At 60.9% G+C, this 26,253-nt stretch carries 20 protein-coding genes; 13 read left to right on the forward strand and 7 right to left on the reverse strand.

Annotated features, from left to right (window positions below; genetic code table 11):
* Window positions 1-167: 167 nt before the first annotated feature.
* The 3 genes from der (at window position 168) to ACEN8E_RS04485 (ending at window position 3,792) form a co-directional block, all read left to right on the forward strand.
* On the forward strand, window positions 168-1,640 hold the full coding sequence (gene der / locus ACEN8E_RS04475; RefSeq protein ID WP_413420826.1) for a ribosome biogenesis GTPase Der: 1,473 nt from the start codon (window positions 168-170) through the stop codon (window positions 1,638-1,640).
* A 224-nt stretch (window positions 1,641-1,864) separates the two neighbouring features.
* The gene (locus tag ACEN8E_RS04480) at window positions 1,865-3,013 is read left to right on the forward strand and encodes a pyridoxal phosphate-dependent aminotransferase (RefSeq protein ID WP_495591590.1); all 1,149 of its coding nucleotides are present in this window, start codon (window positions 1,865-1,867) and stop codon (window positions 3,011-3,013) included.
* A complete protein-coding gene (locus tag ACEN8E_RS04485; protein WP_495591591.1) occupies window positions 3,001-3,792 on the forward strand; it encodes an amidohydrolase in 792 nt (263 codons plus the stop codon). Before ACEN8E_RS04480 ends, ACEN8E_RS04485 begins: the two co-directional genes overlap by 13 nt.
* A 180-nt stretch (window positions 3,793-3,972) precedes the next feature.
* Here the strand turns inward: ACEN8E_RS04485 and leuA are convergent, their stop codons facing one another.
* The 3 genes from leuA to xseA form a co-directional block, all read right to left on the reverse strand.
* Window positions 3,973-5,652, reverse strand: coding sequence for a 2-isopropylmalate synthase (gene leuA / locus ACEN8E_RS04490; protein WP_495591592.1), 1,680 nt, complete (start codon window positions 5,650-5,652; stop codon window positions 3,973-3,975).
* Window positions 5,653-6,068: 416 nt separating this feature from the next.
* Window positions 6,069-6,890 carry a peptidoglycan DD-metalloendopeptidase family protein gene (locus ACEN8E_RS04495; RefSeq protein ID WP_495591593.1) on the reverse strand — a complete coding sequence of 274 codons (822 nt, stop codon included), beginning with the start codon at window positions 6,888-6,890 and terminating at the stop codon, window positions 6,069-6,071.
* Between the two features lie 3 nt (window positions 6,891-6,893).
* Window positions 6,894-8,273 (reverse strand): exodeoxyribonuclease VII large subunit, encoded by a 1,380-nt coding sequence (gene xseA / locus ACEN8E_RS04500; RefSeq protein WP_495591594.1) that lies wholly within the window; start codon window positions 8,271-8,273, stop codon window positions 6,894-6,896.
* 145 nt (window positions 8,274-8,418) lie between these two features.
* Between xseA and ACEN8E_RS04505 the strand changes: the two genes are divergently transcribed.
* Window positions 8,419-9,186: a sulfite exporter TauE/SafE family protein gene (locus ACEN8E_RS04505; RefSeq protein WP_495591595.1), complete on the forward strand. Its 768-nt coding sequence runs from the start codon at window positions 8,419-8,421 to the stop codon at window positions 9,184-9,186.
* Between the two features lie 129 nt (window positions 9,187-9,315).
* On the opposite strand, the gene ACEN8E_RS04510 is transcribed toward ACEN8E_RS04505, so the two are convergent.
* Genes ACEN8E_RS04510 through ACEN8E_RS04520 form a run of 3 tightly spaced genes read right to left on the reverse strand, consistent with a single transcriptional unit; the run spans window position 9,316 to window position 11,687 of the window.
* The gene (locus ACEN8E_RS04510) at window positions 9,316-9,699 is read right to left on the reverse strand and encodes a DNA polymerase III subunit chi (RefSeq protein WP_495591596.1); all 384 of its coding nucleotides are present in this window, start codon (window positions 9,697-9,699) and stop codon (window positions 9,316-9,318) included.
* An 8-nt stretch (window positions 9,700-9,707) separates the two neighbouring features.
* Window positions 9,708-10,136, reverse strand: coding sequence for a DNA polymerase III subunit chi (locus ACEN8E_RS04515; RefSeq protein WP_495591597.1), 429 nt, complete (start codon window positions 10,134-10,136; stop codon window positions 9,708-9,710).
* Window positions 10,137-10,196: 60 nt separating this feature from the next.
* Window positions 10,197-11,687, reverse strand: coding sequence for a leucyl aminopeptidase (locus ACEN8E_RS04520; protein WP_495591598.1), 1,491 nt, complete (start codon window positions 11,685-11,687; stop codon window positions 10,197-10,199).
* A gap of 394 nt (window positions 11,688-12,081) precedes the next feature.
* On the opposite strand from ACEN8E_RS04520, the gene lptF reads away from it, so the two are divergent.
* The 8 genes from lptF (at window position 12,082) to pdxJ (ending at window position 20,487) form a co-directional block, all read left to right on the forward strand.
* Window positions 12,082-13,200: an LPS export ABC transporter permease LptF gene (gene lptF / locus ACEN8E_RS04525; protein ID WP_495591599.1), complete on the forward strand. Its 1,119-nt coding sequence runs from the start codon at window positions 12,082-12,084 to the stop codon at window positions 13,198-13,200.
* A complete protein-coding gene (gene lptG / locus ACEN8E_RS04530; protein WP_495591600.1) occupies window positions 13,193-14,254 on the forward strand; it encodes an LPS export ABC transporter permease LptG in 1,062 nt (353 codons plus the stop codon). Before lptF ends, lptG begins: the two co-directional genes overlap by 8 nt.
* Before the next feature lie 171 nt (window positions 14,255-14,425).
* The gene (gene lepA, locus ACEN8E_RS04535; protein ID WP_007973962.1) at window positions 14,426-16,225 is read left to right on the forward strand and encodes a translation elongation factor 4; all 1,800 of its coding nucleotides are present in this window, start codon (window positions 14,426-14,428) and stop codon (window positions 16,223-16,225) included.
* A gap of 5 nt (window positions 16,226-16,230) precedes the next feature.
* A complete protein-coding gene (gene lepB, locus ACEN8E_RS04540; RefSeq protein ID WP_008053222.1) occupies window positions 16,231-17,085 on the forward strand; it encodes a signal peptidase I in 855 nt (284 codons plus the stop codon).
* Window positions 17,086-17,269: 184 nt separating this feature from the next.
* Window positions 17,270-17,959, forward strand: coding sequence for a ribonuclease III (gene rnc / locus ACEN8E_RS04545; RefSeq protein WP_007973960.1), 690 nt, complete (start codon window positions 17,270-17,272; stop codon window positions 17,957-17,959).
* Window positions 17,952-18,854 carry a GTPase Era gene (era, locus tag ACEN8E_RS04550; protein ID WP_008020290.1) on the forward strand — a complete coding sequence of 301 codons (903 nt, stop codon included), beginning with the start codon at window positions 17,952-17,954 and terminating at the stop codon, window positions 18,852-18,854. Before rnc ends, era begins: the two co-directional genes overlap by 8 nt.
* Window positions 18,855-19,007: 153 nt before the next feature.
* The gene (gene recO, locus ACEN8E_RS04555; RefSeq protein WP_495591601.1) at window positions 19,008-19,691 is read left to right on the forward strand and encodes a DNA repair protein RecO; all 684 of its coding nucleotides are present in this window, start codon (window positions 19,008-19,010) and stop codon (window positions 19,689-19,691) included.
* Between the two features lie 49 nt (window positions 19,692-19,740).
* Window positions 19,741-20,487 carry a pyridoxine 5'-phosphate synthase gene (gene pdxJ, locus ACEN8E_RS04560; protein ID WP_008053219.1) on the forward strand — a complete coding sequence of 249 codons (747 nt, stop codon included), beginning with the start codon at window positions 19,741-19,743 and terminating at the stop codon, window positions 20,485-20,487.
* A 123-nt stretch (window positions 20,488-20,610) separates the two neighbouring features.
* On the opposite strand, the gene mltF is transcribed toward pdxJ, so the two are convergent.
* Window positions 20,611-22,071, reverse strand: a complete 1,461-nt coding sequence (gene mltF, locus ACEN8E_RS04565) for a membrane-bound lytic murein transglycosylase MltF (RefSeq protein ID WP_495591602.1) — start codon at window positions 22,069-22,071, stop codon at window positions 20,611-20,613.
* A 285-nt stretch (window positions 22,072-22,356) separates the two neighbouring features.
* On the opposite strand from mltF, the gene purL reads away from it, so the two are divergent.
* Window positions 22,357-26,253, forward strand: coding sequence for a phosphoribosylformylglycinamidine synthase (gene purL / locus ACEN8E_RS04570; protein WP_495591603.1), 3,897 nt, complete (start codon window positions 22,357-22,359; stop codon window positions 26,251-26,253).

Here is a 26,253-nt window from a genome sequence, read left to right on the forward strand (position 1 = left end):
CGCGATGGACGTCAACGATTACGTTTGCGTCCTGAATAAACGCGGTGCCCTGGCGTTTTTCGCGAGCAGGCTCGCTCCCACAGACAAGCGCACAGTGTTGCCCCGAGCACCAGCCGCTGCCTCGCAGCGGCTTTTGTATTTTCTGAAATAACGAAGTGGAGAGCCGCATGGTTCCCGTAATCGCCCTGGTGGGCCGACCCAACGTCGGCAAGTCCACCTTGTTCAACCGCCTGACCAGGACTCGTGACGCCATCGTTGGCGACTTGTCCGGTCTGACCCGTGATCGCCAGTACGGTGAGGCCAAGTGGCAAGGGCGTTCCTACATTCTGATCGACACCGGCGGTATCTCCGGTGACGAGCATGGTATGGACGAAAAGATGGCCGAGCAATCGCTGCTGGCCATCGAAGAAGCGGATGTCGTTCTGTTCCTGGTAGATGCCAAGGCCGGTTTTACCGCCGCCGACCAGATGATCGCCGAGCATTTGCGCAAACGTAACAAGCGTTCTCACGTGGTTGCCAACAAGGTCGACAACATCGACCCGGAAATGGCCCGCGCCGAATTCGCCCCGTTGGGCATGGGCCATGCGATCCCGATCGCCGGCGCCCACGGCCGTGGTATCACCCAGTTGCTGGAAGCGGCACTGAGTGAGTTCCCGCGTGACGATGACGAGCCGCAGGAAGGCGAAGAGGAAGAGATCGTCGCCGAAGGCGAGGAAGCCAAGCGCATTCCTGGCCCAAGTGAAAAAGACGGGATCAAGATCGCAATCATCGGCCGTCCGAACGTCGGCAAGTCGACGCTGGTCAACCGCATGCTCGGCGAAGACCGGGTAATCGTCTACGACCAACCCGGCACCACCCGCGACAGTATCTACATCCCGTTCGAGCGTAACGACGAGAAGTACACGCTGATCGACACCGCCGGTGTGCGCAAGCGCGGCAAGATCCACGAAGAAGTCGAAAAGTTCTCCGTGGTCAAAACCCTGCAGGCGATCAAAGACGCCAACGTGGTGATCTTCGTGATGGACGCCCGCGAAGGCGTGGTGGATCACGACCTCAACCTGTTGGGCTTCGCCATTGAGTCGGGTCGTGCGCTGGTGATCGCGATCAACAAGTGGGACGGCATGACGCCGAGCGAGCGCGACTTCGTGAAGGTCGAGCTGCAACGTCGGCTGTTCTTCGTTGACTACGCCGATATCCACTTCATCTCGGCCCTGCACGGCACTGGCGTAGGCAACCTCTACGCGTCGGTACAGAACTCGTTCAAGTCTGCGGTTACCCGCTGGCCGACCAGCCGCCTGACCCAGATCCTCGAAGACGCGGTCAGCGAGCACCAGCCGCCGATGGTCAACAGCCGCCGGATCAAGCTGCGTTATGCCCACCTCGGTGGCGCGAACCCGCCGATCATCGTGATCCACGGCAACCAGATCGAGAAAGTACCGAAGTCCTACGTGCGTTACCTGGAAAACACGTATCGCCGTGTCCTGAAGCTGGTCGGTACGCCGATCCGCATCGAGTTCAAGGGCGGCGAGAACCCGTACGAAGGCAACAAGAACACGCTCACCGACCGTCAGGTCAACAAGAAGCGTCGTTTGATGTCGCACCACAAGAAGGCCGACAAGAAGCGTCGCGACAAGCGCTGATTCAAGGCTTGCCTCACCCATGTGGGAGCGAGCCTGCTCGCGAATGCAATCTGTCAGTCAACGTTTATCGCGACTGACACACCGCCTTCGCGAGCAGGCTCGCTCCCACAGGGTAGGTCGAGAAGAAGGGCGCTTTTGGCGCCCTTTTTTTATGGGCGCCGGATGGGCTATCCTCGGACTCCCCCGCGCCGCCGTAGAGCCGGGTGTAGAGCAGGGAACCACCGATGATCACCAGCAAGCTGCCGAATGTCGGCATCACTATTTTCACTCAGATGTCTCAGCTCGCGGCACAGACCGGCGCGCTCAATCTGTCCCAGGGCTTTCCCGATTTCGCGGCCCCGCAGGCGCTGTGCGATGCGGTCGGCCGGCATATCGCCAACGGCCATAATCAATATTCGCCAATGACCGGGCTACCGGTGTTGCGTCAGCAGATTGCGCTGAAGATTGCCCGCAGCTATGGCGCGCAGGTGGATGTGGATACTGAAGTGACGGTTACCCCCGGCGCGACCGAGGCGATTTTCTGTGCCATTCAGGCGGTTATCCACAGCGGCGACGAAGTCATCGTGTTTGACCCGGCATACGACAGCTACGAGCCCTCGGTAGAGCTGGCCGGCGGTCGTTGTGTGCACGTGCAACTGGGCCTGAACGATTTCAGTATCGACTTCGAGAAGCTTGCCCAGGCACTGAGTCCACGCACGCGGATGATCATTCTCAACTCCCCGCACAATCCTAGTGGTGCGCTGATCAGCCGTGCCGAACTCGATCAGTTGGCCGCCTTGATCCGCGATCGCGATATCTATCTGATCAGCGACGAAGTCTACGAGCACCTGGTGTATGACGGTGTGCCCCATGTCAGCGTGCTGGCCCATGAAGAGCTGTATCAGCGTGCATTCGTGGTCAGTTCGTTCGGCAAGACCTACCACGTCACCGGCTGGAAAACCGGCTATGTGGTCGCACCACCGGCACTGACGGCGGAATTGCGCAAGGTGCACCAATACGTCAATTTCTGTGGTGTGACGCCGCTGCAATATGCCTTGGCCGATTTTATGGCCGAGCATCCCGAGCATGTCGAAGAGCTGCCGGCTTTCTATCAGGCCAAGCGTGATCTGTTCTGCGATCTACTGGCGCCGTCGCGTTTCAGCTTCACCCGGGTGACGGGCACTTATTTCCAGTTGGTCGATTACTCGCAGATCCGCCCGGACCTCAATGACGTCGAGATGGCCCTGTGGATGACTCGCGAGCATGGCGTGGCCAGTATCCCTATTTCGGTGTTCTACCAGACGCCGCCAGAGGGCCAGCGCCTGGTGCGGCTGTGTTTTGCCAAGCGTGAGGAGACGCTGCGTGAAGCGGCGGAAAAACTATGCGTGATCTGAGTGCATTGCCGAAACTGACCGTTGCGCTGATTCAGACCACGCTGGCATGGCACGACCGCCAGGCCAATCTGGAGCATTTCGAGCCATTGCTGGAACAGGCTCGCGGCGCTGACCTGATCATTCTGCCGGAGATGTTCACCACCGGCTTTTCCATGGAGTCCGAGACCCTCGCTGAAGCGGAAAACGGCCCGACCAGCAAATGGCTGCGGGCTCAGGCAGCGAAGCTTGATGCGGTGATTACCGGCAGCGTGATCGTCCAGGCAGCCGACGGCAGTCATCGCAATCGCCTGCTGTGGGCACGCCCGGATGGCGAGGTGTTGCATTACGACAAGCGTCACCTGTTCCGCATGGCCGGGGAGCATAACCACTACACCCCCGGCGAGCGCCAGGTGCAGTTCGAGCTCAAGGGCTGGCGCGTGCGGCCGCTGATTTGCTACGACTTGCGTTTCCCGGTGTGGAGTCGTGACGCCCAGGACACGGATCTGCTGCTGTACACCGCCAATTGGCCGGGCGCCCGGCGCCAGCACTGGAATCGCTTGCTGCCGGCGCGGGCGATCGAGAACCTGTGCTATGTGGCGGCGGTGAACCGTATCGGGACCGACGGCAAAGGCTTTGCCTATACCGGTGACAGTCAGGTGCTGGATTTCCAGGGCGAGACGTTGCTCAGTGTCGGCGAGGCGGATGGGGTGTTCAAGGTGACTTTGGATGCGGTGGAGCTGGCCGCGTATCGGCAGCGATTTCCGGCGAATCTGGATGCCGATACCTTTGAATTTACCTGAGATAATTGCTGTCTGAGCTGGCCCCTTCGCGAGCAGGCTCGCTCCCACAATGAATGCTGTGAACGCGGACAACGTGGGAGCGAGCCTGCTCGCGAATGGGACAGGCAACACAAAAAACTACAGGCAAACAAAAAGGCCCCGAGGTTCACACCCCGGGGCCTTTTGTATTTCAGCGGTGGCTTACGCCGCTTTCGCTTCCGGCTGGCTCAGCGAACGGTTCAGTGCGCTGAACAGGGCCTTGAAGCTGGCGGTGGTGATGTTTTCGTCGATGCCGACGCCATGCACCGCGCGTTCGCCGTTCACACGCAGTTCAATGTAGGCCGCAGCCTTGGCATTGGTGCCTGCGCCGATGGCGTGCTCGTTGTAGTCCATGATCTCAACCGGGATCGGCAAGCCAGCCACCAGCGCTTCCAGGGCGCCGTTGCCCTTGCCGCGCCAGTGCAGGTTGGTCTCGCCCTGGCCTTTGCTGGCCACTTCCACTTCAACGGCGCTGTGGCCGTTTTCTTCCTGCAGGCGATGGCTGACCAGCGCGTACGGGGTGTTGGCCTGCAAGTACTCGCTGTGCAGCAATGCGTGGATTTGCTGGGCGGTCATTTCCAGACCCAGACGGTCGGTTTCACGCTGCACGACCTGGCTGAACTCGATCTGCATGCGACGCGGCAGGCTGATGCCGTATTCCTGTTCCAGGAGGTAGGCGATACCACCCTTGCCCGACTGGCTGTTGACGCGGATGACCGCTTCATAGCTGCGGCCGATGTCGGCCGGGTCGATCGGCAGGTACGGTACTTCCCACAGTGCATCTGGTTTCTGCTGGGCGAAGCCCTTGCGGATCGCATCCTGGTGCGAGCCGGAGAACGCGGTATGCACCAGGTCGCCGACGTACGGGTGACGCGGATGCACCTGGATCTGGTTGCACTCTTCGACGACTTTGCGCACGCCGTCGATGTCGGAGAAGTCCAGTTGAGGGTCAAGACCCTGGGTGTACATGTTCAGGGCCACGGTCACCAGGTCGACGTTACCGGTGCGTTCGCCGTTGCCGAACAGGCAGCCTTCGACACGGTCGGCGCCAGCCATCAGGCCCAGCTCGGTGGCGGCAACGCCGGTGCCACGGTCGTTGTGGGTGTGCAGGCTGATGATCACGCTGTCACGACGGTTGATGTGACGGCCGAACCATTCGATCTGGTCGGCATAGATGTTCGGGGTCGCGCATTCGACGGTGGCCGGCAGATTGAGGATCATCTTGTGCTCGGGCGTCGGGTTCCAGACTTCGATCACCGCGTCGCAGACTTCCTTGGCGAACTCCATTTCGGTGGCGCTGAAGGTTTCCGGCGAGTACTCGAAGGTCCACTCGGTTTCCGGTTGCTGGGCGGCGTATTTGACGAACAGCCTGGCCGCGCTTACAGCGATCTCCTTGATCCCGTCCTTGTCCTGGTTGAAGACAATGCGGCGGAAGGAAGGGGAGGTCGCGTTGTACAGGTGAACGATGGCTTTCTTCGCCCCGCGCAGGGATTCGAAGGTGCGCGCGATCAGGTCTTCACGGCCCTGGGTCAGCACCTGAATGGTGGTGTCATCCGGGATGTGGCCACCTTCGATCAGGGTGCGCACGAAGTCGAAGTCGGTTTGCGAGGCAGCCGGGAACGACGCTTCGATTTCCTTCACGCCGACCTGCACCAGGGTTTTCCAGAAACGCAGCTTCTTGACGGCGTCCATCGGTTCGATCAGCGACTGGTTGCCGTCGCGCAGGTCGGAACTGCACCAGATCGGCGCGGCAGTGATGGTTTTCGATGGCCAGGTGCGGTCCGGAATGTCGATGGTCGGGAACGCGCGGTATTTCGAAGACGGGTCTTTGAGCATGCTCATCAGGAAATCCTTATTGTGTGGGCCGAAAAAAGGCGGCCTGCCGGTGGATCAAAAGTTCTTGGCGTAACGCTTGGGACGAGGCACCACGATTCAGCCCGGCAGTCGTGCGCTGACGAGGCACAGGCTGCGGTGCTGGCGGAGCTGAATGAGGGTGTGAGAGGTTTTCATGCCTTCAACCCTAACCGCGGGGGGGAAGGTTGGCAAGCGGTCGAAAAAAATTGAGAGGAATACTCGTGGGCGAGTGTTTATCGAGATTTTATTGCTTCAAATGGTTGCGATGATCTTGTTGTTTGCGCGAGGTTTGAGTGGTGCGCAATTGATGAGGTGGCACTGGAATTGCCATCGCGAGCAGGCTCGCTCCCACATTGGACCTTGCCAGGCACCAAAATGTGGGGGCGAGCCCGCTCGCGAAGGGATCAGGGCTGAAACGCACCAATAAAGATGGCCGGATCCACCCGCGCATCATTCAGGCTGATGTTCCAGTGCATGTGCGGTCCGGTCGCGCGGCCGGTTGCGCCGACTCTCCCGACCACAGCGCCCCGGGCCAGTGGCTGGCCCACCTTCACGTCGATTTTCGACATGTGGCAGAACATGCTGATGAAGCCCTGGCCGTGGTCGACGAACACCGTGTTGCCGTTGAAGAAGTAGTTGCCGATCAGGATCACTTTGCCGGCAGCCGGGGTCTTGATCGGTGTGCCGGCCGGCACGGCGAAGTCCAGGCCCGCGTGGGGGTTGCGTTCTTCACCGTTGAAAAAGCGGCGCACGCCGAATTTGCTCGACAGCGGTCCGCTCACCGGTTTGTCCAGCAGCAGGTTACTCGGGGTATTGACGCTGAACGTGCGGTAAGCGGCAATTTGCTCGGCCAGTTCACGTTCGATACGCTTGAGGTTTTCCGGGTCTGGATTGACCTGCTGGGTGTTCTTCAGGGTGATGCGCTGTTCCGGGTATTTCTTGCTGCCAACCGTGAAATCCAGATTGCGACCGCCGCTACTGATCGATTGAGCGCCCGGCTTGACCGTCAGCGGCACACCGACGATGGCCAGCCAGTTGTTCTGCTCCTTCACGACCAGGACGGGTTTGCCTTGGTAGGTGGCTTTTGGTGCCAGGGCAGACGTGCCCAGGTCCACCACGGCAACGCCGCCCGGCACCGGTTTGTTCAGCAGGCGGGTGATGTAGCTGTCGGCGTGGGCGTTGAGGGTCAAGCACAGCAACAGTAGTGGAGCCAGGAAACGCGGCATGGATCAATCCAGTAAAGAAAGGGTGACAGGCGTCAGGTGATTGTCTTCGACCCGCACTTGCAGTTCGCCTTCGCCCAGCTTGGCCTTCAGGCGCTGGCCAGTATGGGTTTGCGCGGCATTGCGGATGGCGTTGCCACGCTCGTCCAGCAAGATGCTGTAACCACGGCCCAGGGTTGCCAGCGGGCTGACCACATGCAGTGTCTGCATCTGGCTCTGCAGTTGCAGGCGACGGTTCTTCAGCCCTTCGCGGATGGCGCGCGGCAGGCGTTCGGCAAGGCTGTCGAGGCGCTGGCGCAGCATTGCCAGTTGCCGGCCCGGATGTTGTGCGGCCAAACGGGTTTCCAGACGGATCAAGCGTTCGCGACGGGTGTTGAGGCTGCGCTCGAAGGCGCGGCGCATGCGCATGTCCAGGTCATCCAGGCGTTGCGCTTGCTGGCGCAGGCGCTCGCCGGGATGGCGCAGGCGCCGGGAAATGCCTTCAAGGCGTAGCCGATCGCGCATCAAGCGATCACGCATGCGCATCACCAACCGTCGATGCAGGCTTTCGACCCGGCGGACCAGATCGCTGGAGTCCGGGGCCAGCAACTCGGCGGCAGCAGAAGGGGTGGGTGCGCGAACGTCGGCCACGAAGTCGCTGATCGATACGTCGGTTTCATGACCGACGGCGCTGACGATCGGTGTCACGCAAGCATCCACGGCGCGGGCCACAGCTTCTTCGTTGAAGCACCAGAGGTCCTCCAGCGAGCCGCCGCCTCGGGCCAGGATCAGTGCGTCGAAACCGCGGGCATCCGCCAGTTTCAGGGCACGGACAATCTGCGCGGTGGCTTCACGGCCCTGTACGGCAGTGGGGATCAGTGTCAACTGCACCTGGGGTGCGCGACGGCGGAACACGCTGATGATGTCGCGGATCACCGCCCCGGTGGGCGAACTGATGATGCCGATGCGTTGTGGGTGCGCCGGCAGCGGGACCTTGCGCTCGGCACTGAACAGGCCTTCGGCGCTGAGCTTTTCCTTCAAGGCATCGAAGGCCAGACGCAAGGCGCCATCGCCGGCCGGCTCCACGGTGTCGAGGATCAGTTGGTAATCACCGCGCCCTTCGAACAGCGAGACTTTGCCGCGCACCTTGACCGCGAGCCCGTCCTTCAGTGCCTGGCGAACCCGTGCCGCGTTCTGCCGGAACAGCGCGCAACGGACCTGGGCGCCGCTGTCCTTGAGGGTGAAGTACACATGGCCGGAAGCCGGGCGGGCGAGGTTGGAGATTTCGCCTTCGACCCAGATGTTGCTGAACACGTCTTCGAGCAACACCCGCGCACGGCCGTTGAGCTGGCTGACGGTCAGGACTTCGCGGTCCAGGCCGAGTCTTGCAAAGGGATCTTTAATCATGGGGCGCAGTTTAAAGGTAATTCCATTGCGGGAGCGAGCCTGCAAGCGAATAGGGTTAACATTCAGTACCTGCATCGATTGATGCTCAGCATTCGCGAGCAGGCTCACTCCCACGGGGGGAGGGTGTATTCAGGGAAGGAAGGGAATGAGCGCGCTTGAGTTGTTGAACCAATGGCCCTTCGGCCAACTGGACTGGCTGGTAATCGGTGCGGGCATTGCACTGGCCTACATCGTGTTCGGCATCGCCGGTTTCGGCACAGCGCTGGTGGCGGGGCCGATTCTGATTCTGTTCATGCCGCTGTCGAAAATCGTGCCATTGCTGGTGTTGCTCGATTTTGTCGCGGCATTCGGCAATCTGCTGCCTTCGCGGCGCGATGTGGCGAAGCCGGAGCTGTTGCGGTTGCTGCCCTGCATGGCGGTGGGGTGCACGCTGGGGGTGATTTTCCTGCTGAACCTCAAGTCCGATCTGTTGCTGCTGTTGATGGGGTTGTTTATCAGCGCCTATGCGATCTACAGCCTGTGGGTCAAAATCCGGCCGACGCAGTTGTCCGCGGTGTGGGCGTTGCCGATGGGGACGGTGGGCGGAATGTTTGGGGCCTTGTTTGGCAGCGGCGGCTTTCTGTATGCGATCTACTTGAACAGCCGTTTGCCCAAGGAAGCGGCCCGGGCCACCCAGAGTGCATTGATCAGTTGCAGCACGGTGGTGCGTTTGAGCCTGTTTGCAATCGCCGGTGTGTATGCCGATCTGCCGCTGCTGGTGTTGGCGGTTTGTCTGTTGCCGGCCATGGCGCTGGGGTTGTGGGTCGGTCGACGGCTGACCATGCGCTTGTCCCGCGAGGCCTTTGTGCGTCTGGTGACGTGGCTGGTGCTGGCGAGCGGGATCGCGTTGATCGGGCGCTACTTGAGCACTTGAACTGCATTTTGCTCTTTGTAGGAGCGAGCTCGCTCGCGATGGTCGTTAACGATAACGCGGGTTGCCTGATAAAACGTGTCGCTTCCACGTCCATCGCGAGCAAGCTCGCTCCTACATACAGCCGGCTTTTCAGTCGTTGTACTGGCTCAACAACCGCTCCAGCCGTGCACTGAGGCGGCGTTTGATTTCAGTCTCGATGTGCGGGGCGAAATCGTCGATCACGTCTTGCATGATCAACTGCGCGGCGGCGCGCAGTTCGCTGTCCAGGTGCAGCAAGTCATCCGGTTTCTTGCTGACGGCAGGTTCAACGCTGGGGGCTGGGGGTGTCGGTACCACGGGCGGCGAAGGCTCGCTCACGGCGTCGAACAACATGGGAATCTGTTCCTGGTCGCCATCCTCGACCGTGTCGGTCAGCAGGGGCGGTTGCAGGTTGTCATCGCCGAGCAATTGGCGGATCGACTCGAGGTCGTCCAGCAGGTGCGCGGACTGTTGCAGCGGTTTTGGAGTGTCCATTGGAAGGCTCAGAGTCGCTGTAAACGGTGATCTTGCAGAGGATAGCCCTGTTCGCGGTAGAAACGGAAACTCTCCCGCGCGGCCGCTCTGATCGTCGGATCTTCCACCACCACTTCCGCCACTCGGGCGAACTTGTTGGCGAAGGCCGGGACTTTCAGGTCGAGGTTGACCAGTAAATCCTGGTGCTGACCGCAATCGTCACCCAGGCCCAGGACAATCAAGCCATCCGGTTCGCTTTCGGCGGGGCCGTGGGGCACGAAGCTTTCGCCCTTGAATGTCCAGAGGCGTGCATCGAGATCGCCACGCTGGGTGGCGTCGCTGCAATGCAGGTAGACACGGTGGCCCATGCGCCAGGCTTTTTCGGTGAGCTTGCAGGCGAAATCCAGGCGTGCCGAGGGATCGGCGCTGGGCAGGATATAAAAGTCGACTTTGGTCATTGCGGTTCCTGAACCTGGAGCGGCGTCACCCCTAAGTGACGCCGTCCGAGGTCATCGGTTTCAGGCTTTGGCGCGGTCCAGCAGGTATTGGGTCAACAGTGGAACCGGACGGCCAGTGGCGCCCTTGTCCTTGCCGCCGCTGGTCCAGGCGGTGCCGGCGATGTCCAGGTGCGCCCAGTTCAGGTTCTTGGTGAAGCGCGACAGGAAGCAGGCTGCGGTGATGGTGCCGGCTTTCGGGCCGCCAATGTTGGCGATGTCGGCGAACGGGCTGTCCAGCTGTTCCTGGTATTCATCGAACAGCGGCAGTTGCCAGGCGCGGTCGTCGGCAGCCTTGCCGGCGCTCAGCAGTTGGCCGATCAGTTCGTCGTTGTTGCCCAGCAGGCCCGACGTGTGGGAGCCCAGGGCGACCACGCAGGCGCCGGTCAGGGTCGCGATGTCGATGACCGCTTGCGGCTTGAAGCGCTCGGAGTAGGTCAGGGCGTCGCACAGCACCAGACGGCCTTCGGCGTCGGTGTTGAGGATTTCCACGGTCTGGCCACTCATGGTGGTGACGATGTCGCCCGGGCGCGAAGCGTTGCCGCTTGGCATGTTCTCGGCGCAGGCCAGAATGCACACCAGGTTGATCGGCAGCTTCAGTTCCAGCACGGCACGCAGGGTGCCGAACACGCTGGCGGCGCCGCCCATGTCGTATTTCATTTCATCCATGCCGGCGCCCGGCTTGAGACTGATGCCGCCGGTGTCGAAGGTGATGCCTTTGCCGACCAGCGCATACGGCTTCTCGGATTTCTTGCCGCCGTTGTATTGCATGACGATCAGGCGCGGTGGCTGGGCGCTGCCCTGGCCCACGGCGTAGAACGAGCCCATGCCCAGAGCCTTGATCTTCTTCTCGTCGAGGACTTCGACTTTCAGGTCCTTGAACTCTTTGCCCAGGTCTTTCGCCTGTTCGCCGAGGAAGGTCGGGTGGCAGATGTTTGGCGGCAGGTTGCCCAGGTTGCGGGTGAAGGCCATGCCGTTGGCGATGGCAGTGGCGTGGGTCACGGCGCGCTGCACTTCAGCCTGAGCCGCCTTGATGGTCAGCAGGGTGATTTTTTTCAGGGCGCGGGGTTCGGCTTTCTGGCTCTTGAACTGATCGAAGCTGTACTCGCCGTCCACCAGGGTTTCGGCCAGCAGGCGGGTCTTGCCATAGCTGTCGCGGCCCTTGACCACGATTTCATCCAGGGCCAGCACTGCATCGCTGCCACCCAGGCCTTTCAGCGTATTGAGGATGCCGGCGATGATTTTGCGGAACGGGCGGTCACCCAGCTCGTCGTCCTTGCCCACGCCCACCAGCAGCACGCGCTCGGCCTTGAGGTTCGGCAGGCTGTGCAGCAACAGGCTCTGGCCAACCTTGCCGGCCAGATCGCCGCGCTTGAGCACTGCGCTGATCGCTCCGCCGCTCAATTCGTCGAGTTGTTTGGCAACGGCACCGAGCTTGCGGCCTTCGCCAACGGAAACCACCAGCGTGGCGGTCTTCAACGTTTCCGGGGTGACGCTTTTTACAACCAGTTCCATGTCCGGGTCCCTGAATTGATGGTTAGCACGCAAGCGCCCGACACCGTATGTGCGTCACTTGCCTATATAAAGAAAGGTGCCGGTATCGACCGGCGACAAAGGCCGCAGTTTGAACCTCGCTACCTGCGGCTGACAACCCTTGGCCGCACGAATGTAGGAGCGAGCTCGCTCGCGAAGAACCTGAGACCGCCGCGGGGGTTCAGGCTCCCCGCGTTATCGTTGACGACCTTCGCGAGCAAGCTCGCTCCTACAGTTGCCCCAATGCATTGCGCAGTGACAGGCGCACCCAATCACAGGATAATGCGCCATCTTTTTTCGGCGGCCCTGTCTTGCGGGCTGTCCGATACGTTTGCTTGTTTGGCCGCCTTAGCCTGACAACCCTGGAGTGTCTGGTTTGATCGTCTTCCGTTACTTATCCCGCGAAGTCCTGTTGACCTTGAGCGCCGTCAGTGCCGTGCTGCTGGTCATCATCATGAGCGGTCGCTTCATCAAATACCTCGCCCAGGCGGCCTCGGGCCTGCTGGATCCGGGTTCGCTGTTCCTGATCATGGGCTTTCGCCTGCCGGGCTTTCTCCAGCTGATCCTGCCGCTGGGGCTGTTTCTCGGGATCCTGTTGTCCTACGGGCGCCTGTACCTCGAAAGCGAAATGACCGTACTTTCTGCCACTGGAATGAGCCAGCAACGGCTGCTCTGCATGACCATGTTTCCGGCCACCCTGGTCGCACTCATCGTCGCGTGGTTGAGCCTGAGCCTGGCGCCACAAGGGGCCAACCAGTTTCAGTTGCTGCTGAACAAGCAGGATGCCCTGACCGAATTCGACACCCTGGAGCCGGGGCGCTTCCAGGCCCTGCGTGACGGTACCCGGGTCACCTACACCGAGCGCATGACGGATGACCGCGTCAATCTGGGCGGTGTGTTCATCTCGCAAAAGAACATCGGTTCCAATAACAAGGATCGCGGAATTTCTGTGCTGGTGGCGGAAAAGGGGCGTCAGGAAATTCGTCCGGACGGCAACCGCTACCTGATCCTGGATAACGGCTATCGCTATGACGGCAGTCCGGGTCAGGCCGACTACCGGGCGATCAAGTATGACGAGTACGGTGTGTTGCTGCCAAAACCCGACGTCAGCGACGAGGTCACCGACCGCGATGCGATGCCGACCAGTACTTTGGTCGGCAGTGAAGACATTCGCCTGCGCGCCGAATTGCAATGGCGCATATCGTTGCCGTTGCTGGTGTTCATCGTGACCTTGATGGCGGTGCCGCTGTCGCGGGTCAACCCGCGTCAGGGCCGATTCCTCAAATTACTGCCGGCGATTCTTCTTTATATGGCTTACCTGACCATTCTGATCGCCGCCCGCGGCGCCCTCGACAAGGGCAAGATCCCCGCGGCGCTGGGCTTGTGGTGGGTGCACGGGATTTTCCTGGCCATTGGCCTGGGGCTGCTCTATTGGGAACCCTTGCGTTTGAAACGGGCGAGTCGCCGCAGCGCGCTGGAGGTGGCCCGTGGTTAAGCTGGATCGCTACATTGGTAGCAGTGTGTTGATAGCGATTCTGGGTGTGCTCGGGATCATTCTCGGTCTGGCGACACTGTTTGCCTTCATCGATGAGATGAGTGAAGTCACCGATACCTACACGCTGCTCGACGTTCTGAGTTATGTGACGCTCACTGCACCGCGCCGGATGTACGAAATGCTGCCGATGGCCGCGCTGATCGGTTGCCTGATCGGTCTGGGCAGCCTGGCCAGCAACAGTGAGCTGACCATCATGCGCGCCGCCGGCGTGTCGATCGGCCGGATTGTCTGGGCGGTCATGAAACCGATGCTGGTATTGATGCTCGCCGGTGTACTGGTCGGGGAATACATCGCTCCGCCTGCCGAAACCGCCGCGCAAGCCAACCGCTCGCTGGCCCAGGGCAGTGGCGATGCACAAAGCGCCAAGCACGGCCTGTGGCACCGCCAGGGCGATGAGTTCATTCACGTCAACTCGGTGCAGCCCAATGGCATCCTGTACGGCGTGACCCGCTATCGTTTCGATAACGAGCGGCACATGCTGTCGGCGAGCTTCGCCAAGCGTGCCGAGTTCGACACGGATCACTGGCAGTTGACGGACGTCACGACCACGCTGTTCCACGAGCGCAGCACTGAAGTGGTGTCGACCCCGGTGGAGCGTTGGGCCGTGGCCTTGAGTCCGCAATTGCTGAGCACGGTGGTCATGGTGCCGGAGTCATTGTCGATCAGCGGTCTGTGGGGTTATATCCACTACCTGGCGGACCAGGGGTTGAACAACAGCCGCTATTGGCTGGCATTTTGGGTCAAGGTGTTGCAGCCGCTGGTGACTGCCGCCCTGGTGTTGATGGCGATTTCCTTCATCTTCGGCCCGCTGCGTTCGGTGACCCTGGGTCAGCGCGTGTTCACCGGCGTGCTGGTGGGCTTCACCTTCCGCATCGTTCAGGATCTGCTGGGGCCTTCGAGCCAGGTATTTGGCTTCCCGCCATTGCTTTCGGTGCTGGTGCCGGCAGGTGTTTGCGCCGTGGCGGGGCTCTGGCTGCTACGTCGAGCAGGCTGACGACGGGCATTTCCCGAGCGCTTTGACCATGAAAAACGCCCTTGTCGCAAGACCGGGGCGTTTTTGTAAGCGCCGTCTGACCTGCGAACGTGACGCTTGCGCCGTGGATCAGGTACAATTCCCGGCTATTTTTCGGCGGGCTATGCCTGCAGCCTTTTTGAGTGTTGATCCGTGAGTGATTTGAGTCATATCCGCAATTTCTCCATCATCGCCCACATTGACCATGGCAAGTCGACGCTGGCCGATCGCTTCATCCAGATGTGTGGCGGCCTGGCCGAGCGCGAAATGGAAGCCCAGGTCCTGGACTCCATGGACCTTGAGCGCGAGCGCGGGATCACCATCAAGGCGCACAGCGTCACTCTGTATTACAAAGCCAAAGATGGTATCAACTACCAGCTGAACTTCATTGACACCCCCGGTCACGTTGACTTCACCTATGAGGTGAGCCGTTCGCTGGCCGCCTGTGAAGGCGCGCTGCTGGTGGTCGATGCCGGTCAGGGTGTTGAGGCGCAGTCGGTTGCCAACTGCTACACGGCGATCGAACAGGGCCTGGAAGTGATGCCGGTGCTGAACAAGATCGACCTGCCACAGGCCGATCCGGAGCGCGTCAAGGAAGAAATCGAAAAGATCATCGGCATCGATGCCACCGACGCGGTCACTTGCTCTGCCAAGACCGGCCTGGGCGTCGATGAAGTGCTCGAGCGCCTGGTGACCACCATTCCGGCACCGACCGGCAACATCGAAGATCCGCTGCAGGCGTTGATCATCGACTCCTGGTTCGACAACTACCTGGGCGTCGTCTCCCTGGTTCGCGTTCGCCACGGCCGCGTGAAGAAGGGTGACAAGATTCTGGTCAAGTCCACCGGCAAGATCCACCTGGTGGACAGCGTCGGTGTATTCAACCCAAAACACACCCCTACCGTCGACCTGAAGGCCGGTGAAGTGGGCTTCATCATCGCCAGCATCAAGGATATTCACGGTGCGCCAGTGGGCGACACCCTGACCTTGAGCTCGACGCCGGACGTCGACGTGCTGCCAGGGTTCAAGCGCATCCAGCCGCAGGTCTACGCCGGCCTGTTCCCGGTCAGCTCCGATGACTTCGAAGACTTCCGCGAGGCGCTGCAAAAGCTCACCCTCAACGATTCGTCGCTGCAATACACACCGGAAAGCTCCGACGCTCTGGGCTTCGGCTTCCGTTGCGGCTTCCTCGGCATGCTGCACATGGAAATCATCCAGGAGCGCCTCGAGCGCGAATACAACCTGGACCTGATCACCACGGCGCCGACGGTAATCTTCGAGCTGCTGCTCAAGACCGGCGAGACGATCTACGTCGACAACCCGTCCAAGCTGCCGGACCTGTCCGCCATCGAGGACATGCGCGAGCCGATCGTGCGCGCCAATATTCTTGTGCCGCAAGAGCACCTGGGTAACGTCATTACCCTGTGCATCGAAAAACGTGGTGTGCAGGTCGACATGCTGTTCCTCGGCTCCCAGGTACAAGTGACCTACGATCTGCCGATGAACGAAGTGGTTCTGGACTTCTTCGACCGCCTGAAGTCCACCAGTCGCGGCTATGCTTCTCTGGACTACCATTTCGATCGTTACCAATCGGCCAGCCTGGTGAAACTGGACGTGCTGATCAACGGCGACAAGGTCGACGCCCTGGCGCTGATCGTGCACCGTGACAATTCGCACTACAAAGGTCGCCAGTTGACCGAGAAGATGAAGGATCTGATTCCGCGGCAGATGTTCGACGTGGCAATCCAGGCCGCCATTGGCGGGCAGATTGTGGCGCGCACAACCGTCAAGGCGCTCAGAAAGAACGTATTGGCCAAATGCTACGGCGGTGACGTCAGCCGTAAGAAAAAGCTGCTGGAAAAGCAAAAGGCCGGTAAGAAACGCATGAAGCAAGTCGGCAACGTGGAAATTCCACAGGAAGCCTTCCTTGCAGTGCTCAGGTTGGATAGTTAGGTCCTATGTCACTAAATTTCCCGCTGTTGCTGGTCATCGCCGTGTTTGTCTGCGGCCTGTTGGCGTTGCTCGATCTGTTGATCCTGGCCCCGCGTCGGCGTGCGGCCATCGCCTCCTATCAGGGCAGCGTCAGCCAGCCTGACATGGTCGTGGTCGAGAAGCTGAACAAAGAGCCGCTGCTGGTTGAATACGGCAAGTCGTTCTTCCCGGTGTTGTTCATCGTGCTGGTACTGCGTTCGTTCCTGGTGGAACCGTTCCAGATTCCTTCCGGTTCGATGAAGCCAACCCTGGATGTCGGCGACTTCATTCTGGTGAGCAAGTTTTCCTACGGGATCCGTTTGCCGGTGATCGACAAGAAGGTCATCGAAGTCGGTGATCCGCAGCGCGGCGATGTCATGGTGTTCCGTTACCCGAGCGATCCGAACGTCAACTACATCAAGCGTGTGGTTGGTTTGCCAGGCGACACGGTTCGTTACACCGCCGACAAGCGCCTGTTCGTCAACGGTCAATCGATTGCCGAACAATTGGTTGGCTCAGAGCCGGGCACGCTGGGCAGCGCTGAGCTGTACAAGGAAAAACTCGGGGCGGCCGAGCACATGATCCGCAAGGAAATGAGTCGCTACCGCGCAATGCCGGACCATTCGTGGACCGTGCCGGCCGGGCACTACTTCATGATGGGCGACAACCGCGACAACTCGAACGACAGTCGCTACTGGGATGATCCGAACATTCCCAAGGATCTGCTGGGCATGGTTCCCGACAAGAATATCGTCGGCAAGGCCTTCGCGGTCTGGATGAGCTGGCCGGAACCCAAACTCAGTCACCTGCCGAATTTCTCGCGGGTTGGCCTGATCAAGTAATCAAACACGGCGCTGTTGAACACAGCGCCGAATGCATTTCTGGAGTCGGCACAACCGGCGACAGCGGCATGAAAACAACGATATTCAGGACGTTATTTTTGAACACAGCGTTAATTGTCCCAAGCCTGCGCCGCCTCACGGCGATGGCAGTACAATCGAGCCACGAACTCAGCGTGGGTAAACCGTGAGCGTCTCCTTAAGCCGTCTAGAGCGTCAGCTCGGCTACACCTTCAAGGATCAGGAACTGATGGTCCTGGCCCTGACTCACCGCAGTTTTGCCGGGCGTAACAACGAACGCCTGGAATTCCTCGGTGACGCCATCCTCAACTTCGTCGCCGGCGAGGCGCTGTTCGAGCGCTTCCCGCTGGCCCGCGAAGGCCAGTTGTCGCGTTTGCGCGCGCGGCTGGTGAAAGGTGAGACCCTGGCCGTACTGGCCCGTGGTTTCGATCTGGGCGAATACCTGCGCCTGGGCTCCGGCGAACTGAAAAGCGGCGGCTTTCGTCGCGAGTCGATTCTGGCCGACGCCCTGGAAGCGCTGATCGGTGCGATCTACCTCGATGCTGGCATGGAAGTGGCCCGCGAGCGTGTGCTCGCCTGGCTGGCCGGAGAGTTCGAAGGCCTGACGCTGGTCGACACCAACAAAGACCCAAAGACCCGCCTGCAAGAGTTCCTGCAGTCCCGAGGTTGTGAGCTGCCACGTTACGAAGTGGTGGATATCCAGGGTGAGCCGCATTGCCGGACGTTCTTCGTCGAATGCGAAATCATCTTACTGAATGAAAAAAGCCGAGGTCAGGGTGTGAGCCGTCGTATTGCCGAACAGGTAGCGGCCGCCGCAGCACTGATTGCCCTGGGTGTGGAGAATGGCAATGACTGATACAAACGCAACTCGCTGTGGCTATGTTGCCATCGTCGGCCGTCCGAACGTGGGCAAGTCCACGTTGCTGAACCACATCCTGGGTCAGAAGCTGGCGATCACCTCGCGCAAGCCGCAGACCACCCGCCACAACATGCTCGGTATCAAGACCGAGGGCGATGTGCAGGCGATCTACGTCGACACCCCAGGTATGCACAAGGGTGGCGAAAAGGCCCTGAACCGCTACATGAACAAGACCGCTTCGGCGGCGTTGAAAGATGTCGACGTGGTGATCTTCGTGGTCGACCGCACCAAGTGGACCGACGAAGACCAGATGGTTCTCGAGCGCGTCCAGTACGTGACCGGCCCGCTGATCGTGGCGCTGAACAAGACCGACCGCATCGAGGACAAGGCCGAGCTGATGCCGCACCTGTCCTGGTTGCAGGAACAGCTGCCGAACGCGCAGATCATGCCGATTTCGGCGCAGCACGGGCACAACCTCGACGCACTTGAGCGAGTCATTGCCGAGCATCTGCCGGAAAACGATCACTTCTTCCCGGAAGACCAGATCACCGACCGCAGCAGCCGATTCCTCGCCGCCGAACTGGTGCGCGAGAAAATCATGCGCCAGATGGGCGCCGAGCTGCCGTACCAGATCACCGTTGAAATCGAAGAGTTCAAGCAGCAGGGCAAGACCCTGCACATCCATGCGTTGATCCTCGTCGAGCGCGATGGCCAGAAGAAAATCATCATTGGCGACAAGGGCGAGCGCATCAAGCGCATCGGCACCGAAGCGCGCAAGGATATGGAGCTGCTGTTCGACTCCAAGATCATGCTCAACCTCTGGGTCAAGGTTAAGGGCGGCTGGTCCGATGACGAGCGTGCGTTGCGTTCGTTGGGATACGGCGACCTGTAAGCCAATATAGATCTACTGTGGGAGCGAGCCTGCTCGCGAAGACGATGTAACATTCAGCATTGATGTTGACTGTCACACCGCTTTCGCGAGCAGGCTCGCTCCCACATTGGTTTTGGGGTGTCAGTAAAACCGCGTTCCGTCATTGAGAGCTTCATGTCCCAACCTATCGGCCAACCCGCCTACGTCCTCCACAGCCGCGCCTACCGCGAAAACAGCGCCCTGGTGGACTTCCTCACGCCGCAAGGTCGGCTGCGGGCGGTGCTGCGCAGTGCACGGGGCAAGGCCGGGACGCTGGCGCGGCCGTTCGTGCCGCTGGAAGTGGAGTTTCGCGGGCGAGGCGAGTTGAAGAATGTCGGGCGTATGGAAAGTGCCGGCGTTTCCACCTGGCTCAATGGCGAGGCACTGTTCAGTGGGCTTTATCTCAATGAGCTTCTGATTCGCCTGTTGCCTGCTGAAGATCCGCTCCCCTCGGTGTTCGATCATTACGCCGCCACTTTGCTGGCCCTGGCCGAAGGTCGCCCACTGGAGCCCTTGCTACGCTCCTTCGAATGGCGCTTGCTCGATGACCTCGGCTACGGTTTTTCCCTGACTGCTGATATTCATGATCAGCCCATCGCGCCGGACGGTGTCTATCGCCTGCAAGTGGATGCGGGTCTGGAGCGTGTCTACCTGCTGCAACCGGGCCTGTTCAATGGCGCCGAACTGCTGGCCATGGCCGAAGCCGACTGGTCTGCCCCCGGCGCTCTGTCTGCCGCCAAGCGCCTGATGCGCCAGGCATTGGCCGTTCACTTGGGCGGCCGTCCACTTGTCAGTCGCGAGCTGTTTCGCAAGCCCTGATCACCCCGTATGCTGTGCACCGAACTTTCTCTTCTTCTGGAGCGCTTCCGTGACCACCAGCACCCGTATTCTTCTTGGCGTGAACATCGACCACGTTGCCACCCTGCGTCAGGCCCGGGGCACCCGTTACCCGGACCCGGTCAAGGCAGCACTGGACGCGGAAGAGGCGGGCGCTGACGGCATTACCGTGCACCTGCGCGAAGACCGTCGGCACATTCAGGAGCGCGACGTTCTGCTGCTCAAGGACGTGCTGCAAACCCGCATGAACTTCGAAATGGGCGTCACCGAAGAAATGATGCAGTTCGCCGAACGTATCCGCCCGGCACACATTTGCCTGGTTCCTGAAACCCGTCAGGAACTGACCACCGAAGGTGGCCTGGACGTGGCAGGGCAGGAAGCGCGGATCAAGGCGGCGGTCGAGCGCCTGTCGAAGATCGGCTCCGAAGTGTCGCTGTTCATCGATGCCGATGAGCGCCAGATCGAAGCCTCGCGCCGTGTCGGCGCGCCAGCCATCGAACTGCACACCGGGCGTTATGCCGATGCCGAGACGCCGACCGAGGTCGCTGAAGAACTCAAGCGCGTGGCCGATGGCGTGGCCTTCGGCCTCGCCCAGGGCCTGATCGTCAATGCCGGCCATGGCCTGCACTATCACAACGTCGAAGCCGTGGCGGCGATCAAGGGCATCAACGAGCTGAACATCGGACATGCGCTGGTGGCCCATGCGTTGTTCGTTGGCTTCAAGTCAGCCGTGTCGGAAATGAAGGCGCTGATTCTGGCGGCTGCCGCCAAAGCTTAAGCCAAACACAAAACCCTGTGGGAGCGAGCCTGCTCGCGAAAGCGGAGTGTCAGCCAACAGAGATATTGACGGCTAAACCGCCTTCGCGAGCAGGCTCGCTCCCACAATTATTTTGGATGTCTGTCAGAGCGGCGCAGGTTCCTGCGCCGGCTTGGTCTTGTCGATCCCCGGAACCAGCAGTTTGCCCTCGGCGACCTGGTCGCCTTCAAGCTGCGGCTGCGTGACCCAGGTCAGGATGTCGTAGTAGCGTCGGATGTTCGCCACGAAATGCACCGGCTCGCCGCCGCGGGCGTAGCCGTAACGGGTTTTGCTGTACCACTTCTTTTCCGACAGACGCGGCAGGATCTTCTTCACATCCAGCCATTTGTCCGGGTTCAACCCTTCCTTGGCCGCCAGTTTGCGTGCGTCATCCAGATGGCCGCTGCCGACGTTGTAGGCTGCCAGGGCAAACCAGGTACGGTCCGGTTCCTGGATCGACTCGTCGAGCTGATCCTTCATGTAGGCCAGGTACTTGGCGCCGCCCATGATGCTCTGCTTGGGATCAAGACGGTTGGACACGCCCATGGCCTGTGCGGTGTTCTGGGTCAGCATCATCAGGCCACGTACGCCGGTCTTGGACGTGACGGCCGGTTGCCACAACGACTCCTGATAGCCGATGGCCGCCAGCAGGCGCCAGTCGACTTTCTCTTTCTTGGCGTACGACTTGAAGTGCTGTTCGTACTTGGGCAGGCGTTGCTGCAAGTGCTGGGCAAACGTGGTTGCGCCCATGTAGCCGAGAACGTCGACATGCCCGTAGTAGCGGTCCTTGAGGCGTTGCAGGGTGCCGTTTTTCTTGACCTTGTCGAGGTAGTCGTTGATTTCGTTGAGCAGGCTGTTGTCGTCGCCCGGTGCGACGGCCCAGCTCTGGTTGCTGGCGTCACCGAGGTCGAAGGCGACCCGGATGTTGGTGAAGTACACCTGGTTCATCGCGACTTCGTTGGAGTCGACCAGTGTCAGGTCGATCTGACCTTCGTCGACCATGCGCAGGAGATCGACGACCTCGACCGCGTCAGACTCTTCGTATTCGATGCCGGGAATTTTCTGTTTCAGCTGAGCCAATTGTTCGGCGTGGGTGCTGCCCTTGAGCACCATGATCTTCTTGCCCACCAGATCCTTCGCGTCGGTCGGCCGTGACTGGCCGTTGCGGTAGATGATCTGCGGGGTGACTTCCAGGTAGGAGTGCGAGAAGCGCACCTGCTTCTTGCGCTCTTCGCTGCTGACCAGGCCGGCAGCCGCCAGCACCGGGCCGTTGGGCTTGCCTACCTGGTTGAACAGGTCATCGAGGTTGTCGGCGGTCTCGATCTTGAGCTCGACCCCCAGATCGTCGGCGAAGCGCTTCACCAGCTCGTATTCGAAGCCGGTTTCACCGTTGCGATCCTGAAAGTAGGTGGCGGGGCTGTTTCGGGTAACCACCCGCAGCACACCATCCTCCTTTACGCGCTCCAGCGTGTTGGGTTTATCAACACAGCCACCGAGCATCAGGAAGAGTCCGGTTGCGATCAGCCATTTGGCGTACCGCGGACGTAAAGCCGTTGGGGAAAACATCTGCGCAGTATACGCAAAGGACCACGGGCGCCATATCTCGACAGCGAAGGCCTTGTCTGCTAGCGATCACAAAACCGGCCGAAACCCCGCAGGAATGGGCCTTTTCTACATTTTGTCACGGTAAAAATAAGCTGTCGTCACTCGCCGCGTTAACCTGACTTTCGAGGCAGAAACACAGATTGGCACCCGAGTGCAACCGTGCGTAGCGTTTCGGGTGATGTCGCGGGCTGTTTAGGCTAGAATGCACGGCCTCAAAGCACACCCCTTCCCGAGGCTGTCCCGAAGATGTTGATCCTGCGCGGCGCTCCTGCCCTTTCTGCCTTTCGCCACAGCAAGCTCCTTGAGCAACTGAGCCAGAAGGTTCCGGCTGTCAGTGGCCTGTATGCTGAATTCGCTCACTTCGCCGAAGTTACCGGCGTCCTGACCGGCGACGAACAGCAGGTGCTTGCGCGCCTTCTGAAATACGGTCCAAGCGTTCCGGTACAAGAACCGACCGGTCGTCTGTTCCTGGTGTTGCCGCGTTTCGGCACCATCTCGCCATGGTCGAGCAAGGCCAGCGACATCGCCCGCAACTGTGGCCTGGCGAAAATCCAGCGTCTGGAGCGCGGCATTGCGTTCTACGTGGCCGGCCAGTTCAGCGACGCTGAAGCTCAGCTGATCGCTGACGGTCTGCACGACCGCATGACCCAGATCGTCCTGGGCAACCTCGAACAGGCCGCCGGCCTGTTCAGCCACGCCGAACCGAAACCCCTGACCGCGATCGACGTGCTGGGTGGCGGCCGTGCCGCGCTGGAAAAAGCCAACACCGAGCTGGGCCTGGCCCTGGCCGAAGACGAGATCGATTATCTGGTCAACGCCTTCGTTGGCCTTTCGCGCAACCCGCACGACATCGAACTGATGATGTTCGCCCAGGCGAACTCCGAGCACTGCCGTCACAAGATCTTCAACGCCAGTTGGGATATCGACGGCCAGAGCCAGGAAAAAAGCCTGTTCGGCATGATCAAGAACACCTATCAGATGCACAGCGAAGGTGTCCTGTCGGCCTACAAGGACAACGCTTCGGTGATCGTCGGTTCCGTGGCCGGGCGTTTCTTCCCGGACCCTGAAACCCGCCAGTACGGCGCGGTGCAGGAGCCGGTGCACATCCTGATGAAGGTTGAAACCCACAACCACCCGACCGCGATTGCCCCGTTCCCGGGCGCGTCCACCGGTTCCGGTGGCGAAATCCGCGACGAAGGCGCTACCGGTCGTGGTGCCAAGCCGAAAGCCGGCCTGACCGGTTTCACCGTGTCCAACCTGCAGATCCCGGGCTTCGAACAGCCGTGGGAAGTGCCGTACGGCAAGCCCGAGCGTATCGTCACTGCGCTGGACATCATGATCGAAGGCCCGTTGGGCGGCGCTGCATTCAACAACGAATTCGGCCGTCCGGCGCTGACCGGTTACTTCCGTACCTTCGAACAATCGATCACCACCCCGCACGGTGACGAAGTTCGTGGCTACCACAAGCCGATCATGCTGGCTGGCGGCATGGGCAACATCCGTGAAGAACACGTCAAGAAAGGCGAGATCGTTGTCGGCTCCAAGCTGATCGTGCTCGGCGGCCCGGCGATGCTGATCGGCCTGGGTGGCGGTGCAGCCTCCTCCATGGCCACCGGCACCAGCTCGGCGGACCTGGACTTCGCATCGGTACAGCGTGAAAACCCGGAAATGGAACGCCGTTGCCAGGAGGTCATCGACCGTTGCTGGCAACTGGGCGACAAGAACCCGATCAGCTTCATCCACGACGTGGGTGCGGGCGGTCTGTCCAACGCCTTCCCGGAACTGGTCAACGACGGTGACCGCGGTGGCCGTTTCGAACTGCGCAACATTCCAAATGACGAGCCGGGCATGGCCCCGCACGAAATCTGGTCCAACGAATCCCAGGAACGCTATGTTCTGGCCGTCGGCCCGGCTGACTTCGAGCGCTTCAAGGCGATCTGCGAACGCGAGCGCTGCCCGTTCGCCGTGGTCGGCGAAGCCACTGCCGAACCGCAACTGACCGTCACCGACAGCCATTTCGGTAACAGCCCGGTGGACATGCCGCTGGAAGTGTTGCTGGGCAAGGCCCCGCGCATGCACCGTTCGGTGGTGCGTGAAGCCGAGCTGGGTGATGACTTCGATCCGTCGAGCCTGAACATCGCCGACTGCGTCGAGCGCGTTCTGCATCACCCGGCCGTGGCCAGCAAAAGCTTCCTGATCACCATCGGCGACCGCACCATCACCGGCCTCGTGGCCCGTGACCAGATGGTCGGCCCATGGCAGGTACCGGTGGCCGACGTTGCCGTCACCGCCACCAGCTTCGACGTCTACACCGGTGAAGCCATGGCCATGGGCGAGCGTACTCCGCTGGCACTGCTGGACGCTCCGGCGTCGGGCCGCATGGCCATCGGCGAAACCCTGACCAACATCGCCGCTTCGCGCATCGGCAAGATCTCCGACATCAAGCTGTCGGCGAACTGGATGTCCGCTGCCGGTCACCCGGGTGAAGATGCACGCCTGTACGACACCGTGAAAGCGGTCGGCATGGAACTGTGCCCTGAGCTGGGCATCACCATTCCGGTGGGCAAGGACTCGATGTCCATGGCCACTCGCTGGAACGATGAAGGCGTGGACAAGTCAGTCACGTCGCCAATGTCCCTGATCGTGACCGGTTTCGCGCCAGTGACTGACATCCGTCAGACCCTGACCCCGCAACTGCGCATGGACAAGGGCACCACCGACCTGATCCTGATCGACCTCGGTCGCGGCCAGAACCGCATGGGCGCCTCGATCCTCGCGCAGGTTCACGGCAAGCTCGGCAAGCAGGCTCCGGACGTCGATGACGCCGAAGACCTGAAAGCCTTCTTCGCCGTGATCCAGGGCCTCAATGCCGACGGTCACCTGCTGGCCTACCACGACCGTTCCGACGGCGGTCTGCTGACCAGCGTGGTGGAAATGGCCTTCGCCGGTCACTGCGGCCTGAGCCTGAACCTCGACAGCCTGGCGGATTCTTCCAGCGACATCGCCGCGATCCTGTTCAACGAAGAACTGGGTGCCGTGATCCAGGTTCGCCAGGACGCCACCCCGGACATCCTTGCGCAGTTCAGCGCTGCCGGCCTGGGCGATTGCGTGTCGGTGATCGGTCAGCCGATGAACAACGGCGAGATCACCATCACCTTCAACGGCGACACCGTGTTCGAAGGCCAGCGTCGTCTGCTGCAACGCCAGTGGGCCGAAACCAGCTACCAGATCCAGCGTCTGCGTGACAACGCCGACTGCGCCGAACAAGAGTTCGACGTGTTGCTGGAAGAAGACAACCCGGGCCTGAGCGTCAAGCTGAGCTACGACATCAACCAGGACATCGCCGCGCCTTACATCAAGAAAGGCATTCGCCCACAGGTTGCCGTACTGCGTGAGCAGGGCGTCAACGGCCAGGTGGAAATGGCGGCTGCGTTCGACCGCGCCGGTTTCAACGCGATCGACGTGCACATGAGCGACATTCTGGCCGGCCGTGTCGACCTGAACGAGTTCAAGGGCATGGTCGCTTGCGGTGGTTTCTCCTACGGTGACGTGCTGGGTGCCGGTGAAGGCTGGGCCAAGTCGGCGCTGTTCAACAGCCGTGCCCGCGATGCGTTCCAGGGCTTCTTCGAGCGCAACGACAGCTTCACCCTCGGCGTGTGCAACGGTTGCCAGATGATGTCCAACCTGCACGAGCTGATCCCGGGCAGCGAGTTCTGGCCGCACTTCGTGCGTAACCGTTCCGAGCAGTTCGAGGCCCGTGTGGCCATGGTGCAGATCCAGGAGTCGAACTCGATCTTCCTGCAGGGCATGGCCGGTTCGCGCATGCCGATCGCCATTGCCCACGGTGAAGGCCATGCCGAGTTCGCCAGCGAAGAAGCGTTGCTGGAAGCCGATCTGTCGGGTTGTGTGGCGATGCGTTTTGTCGACAACCACGGCAAGGTCACCGAAAGCTACCCGGCCAACCCAAACGGCTCGCCGCGCGGGATCACCGGCCTGACCAGCCGCGACGGTCGCGTGACCATCATGATGCCGCACCCGGAGCGTGTGTTCCGCGCCGTGCAGAACTCGTGGCGTTCGGATGACTGGAATGAAGATGCACCGCTGATGCGCATGTTCCGTAATGCTCGTGTGTGGGTGAACTAA

The sequence above is a fragment of the Pseudomonas sp. Pseusp9 genome (assembly GCF_059491265.1).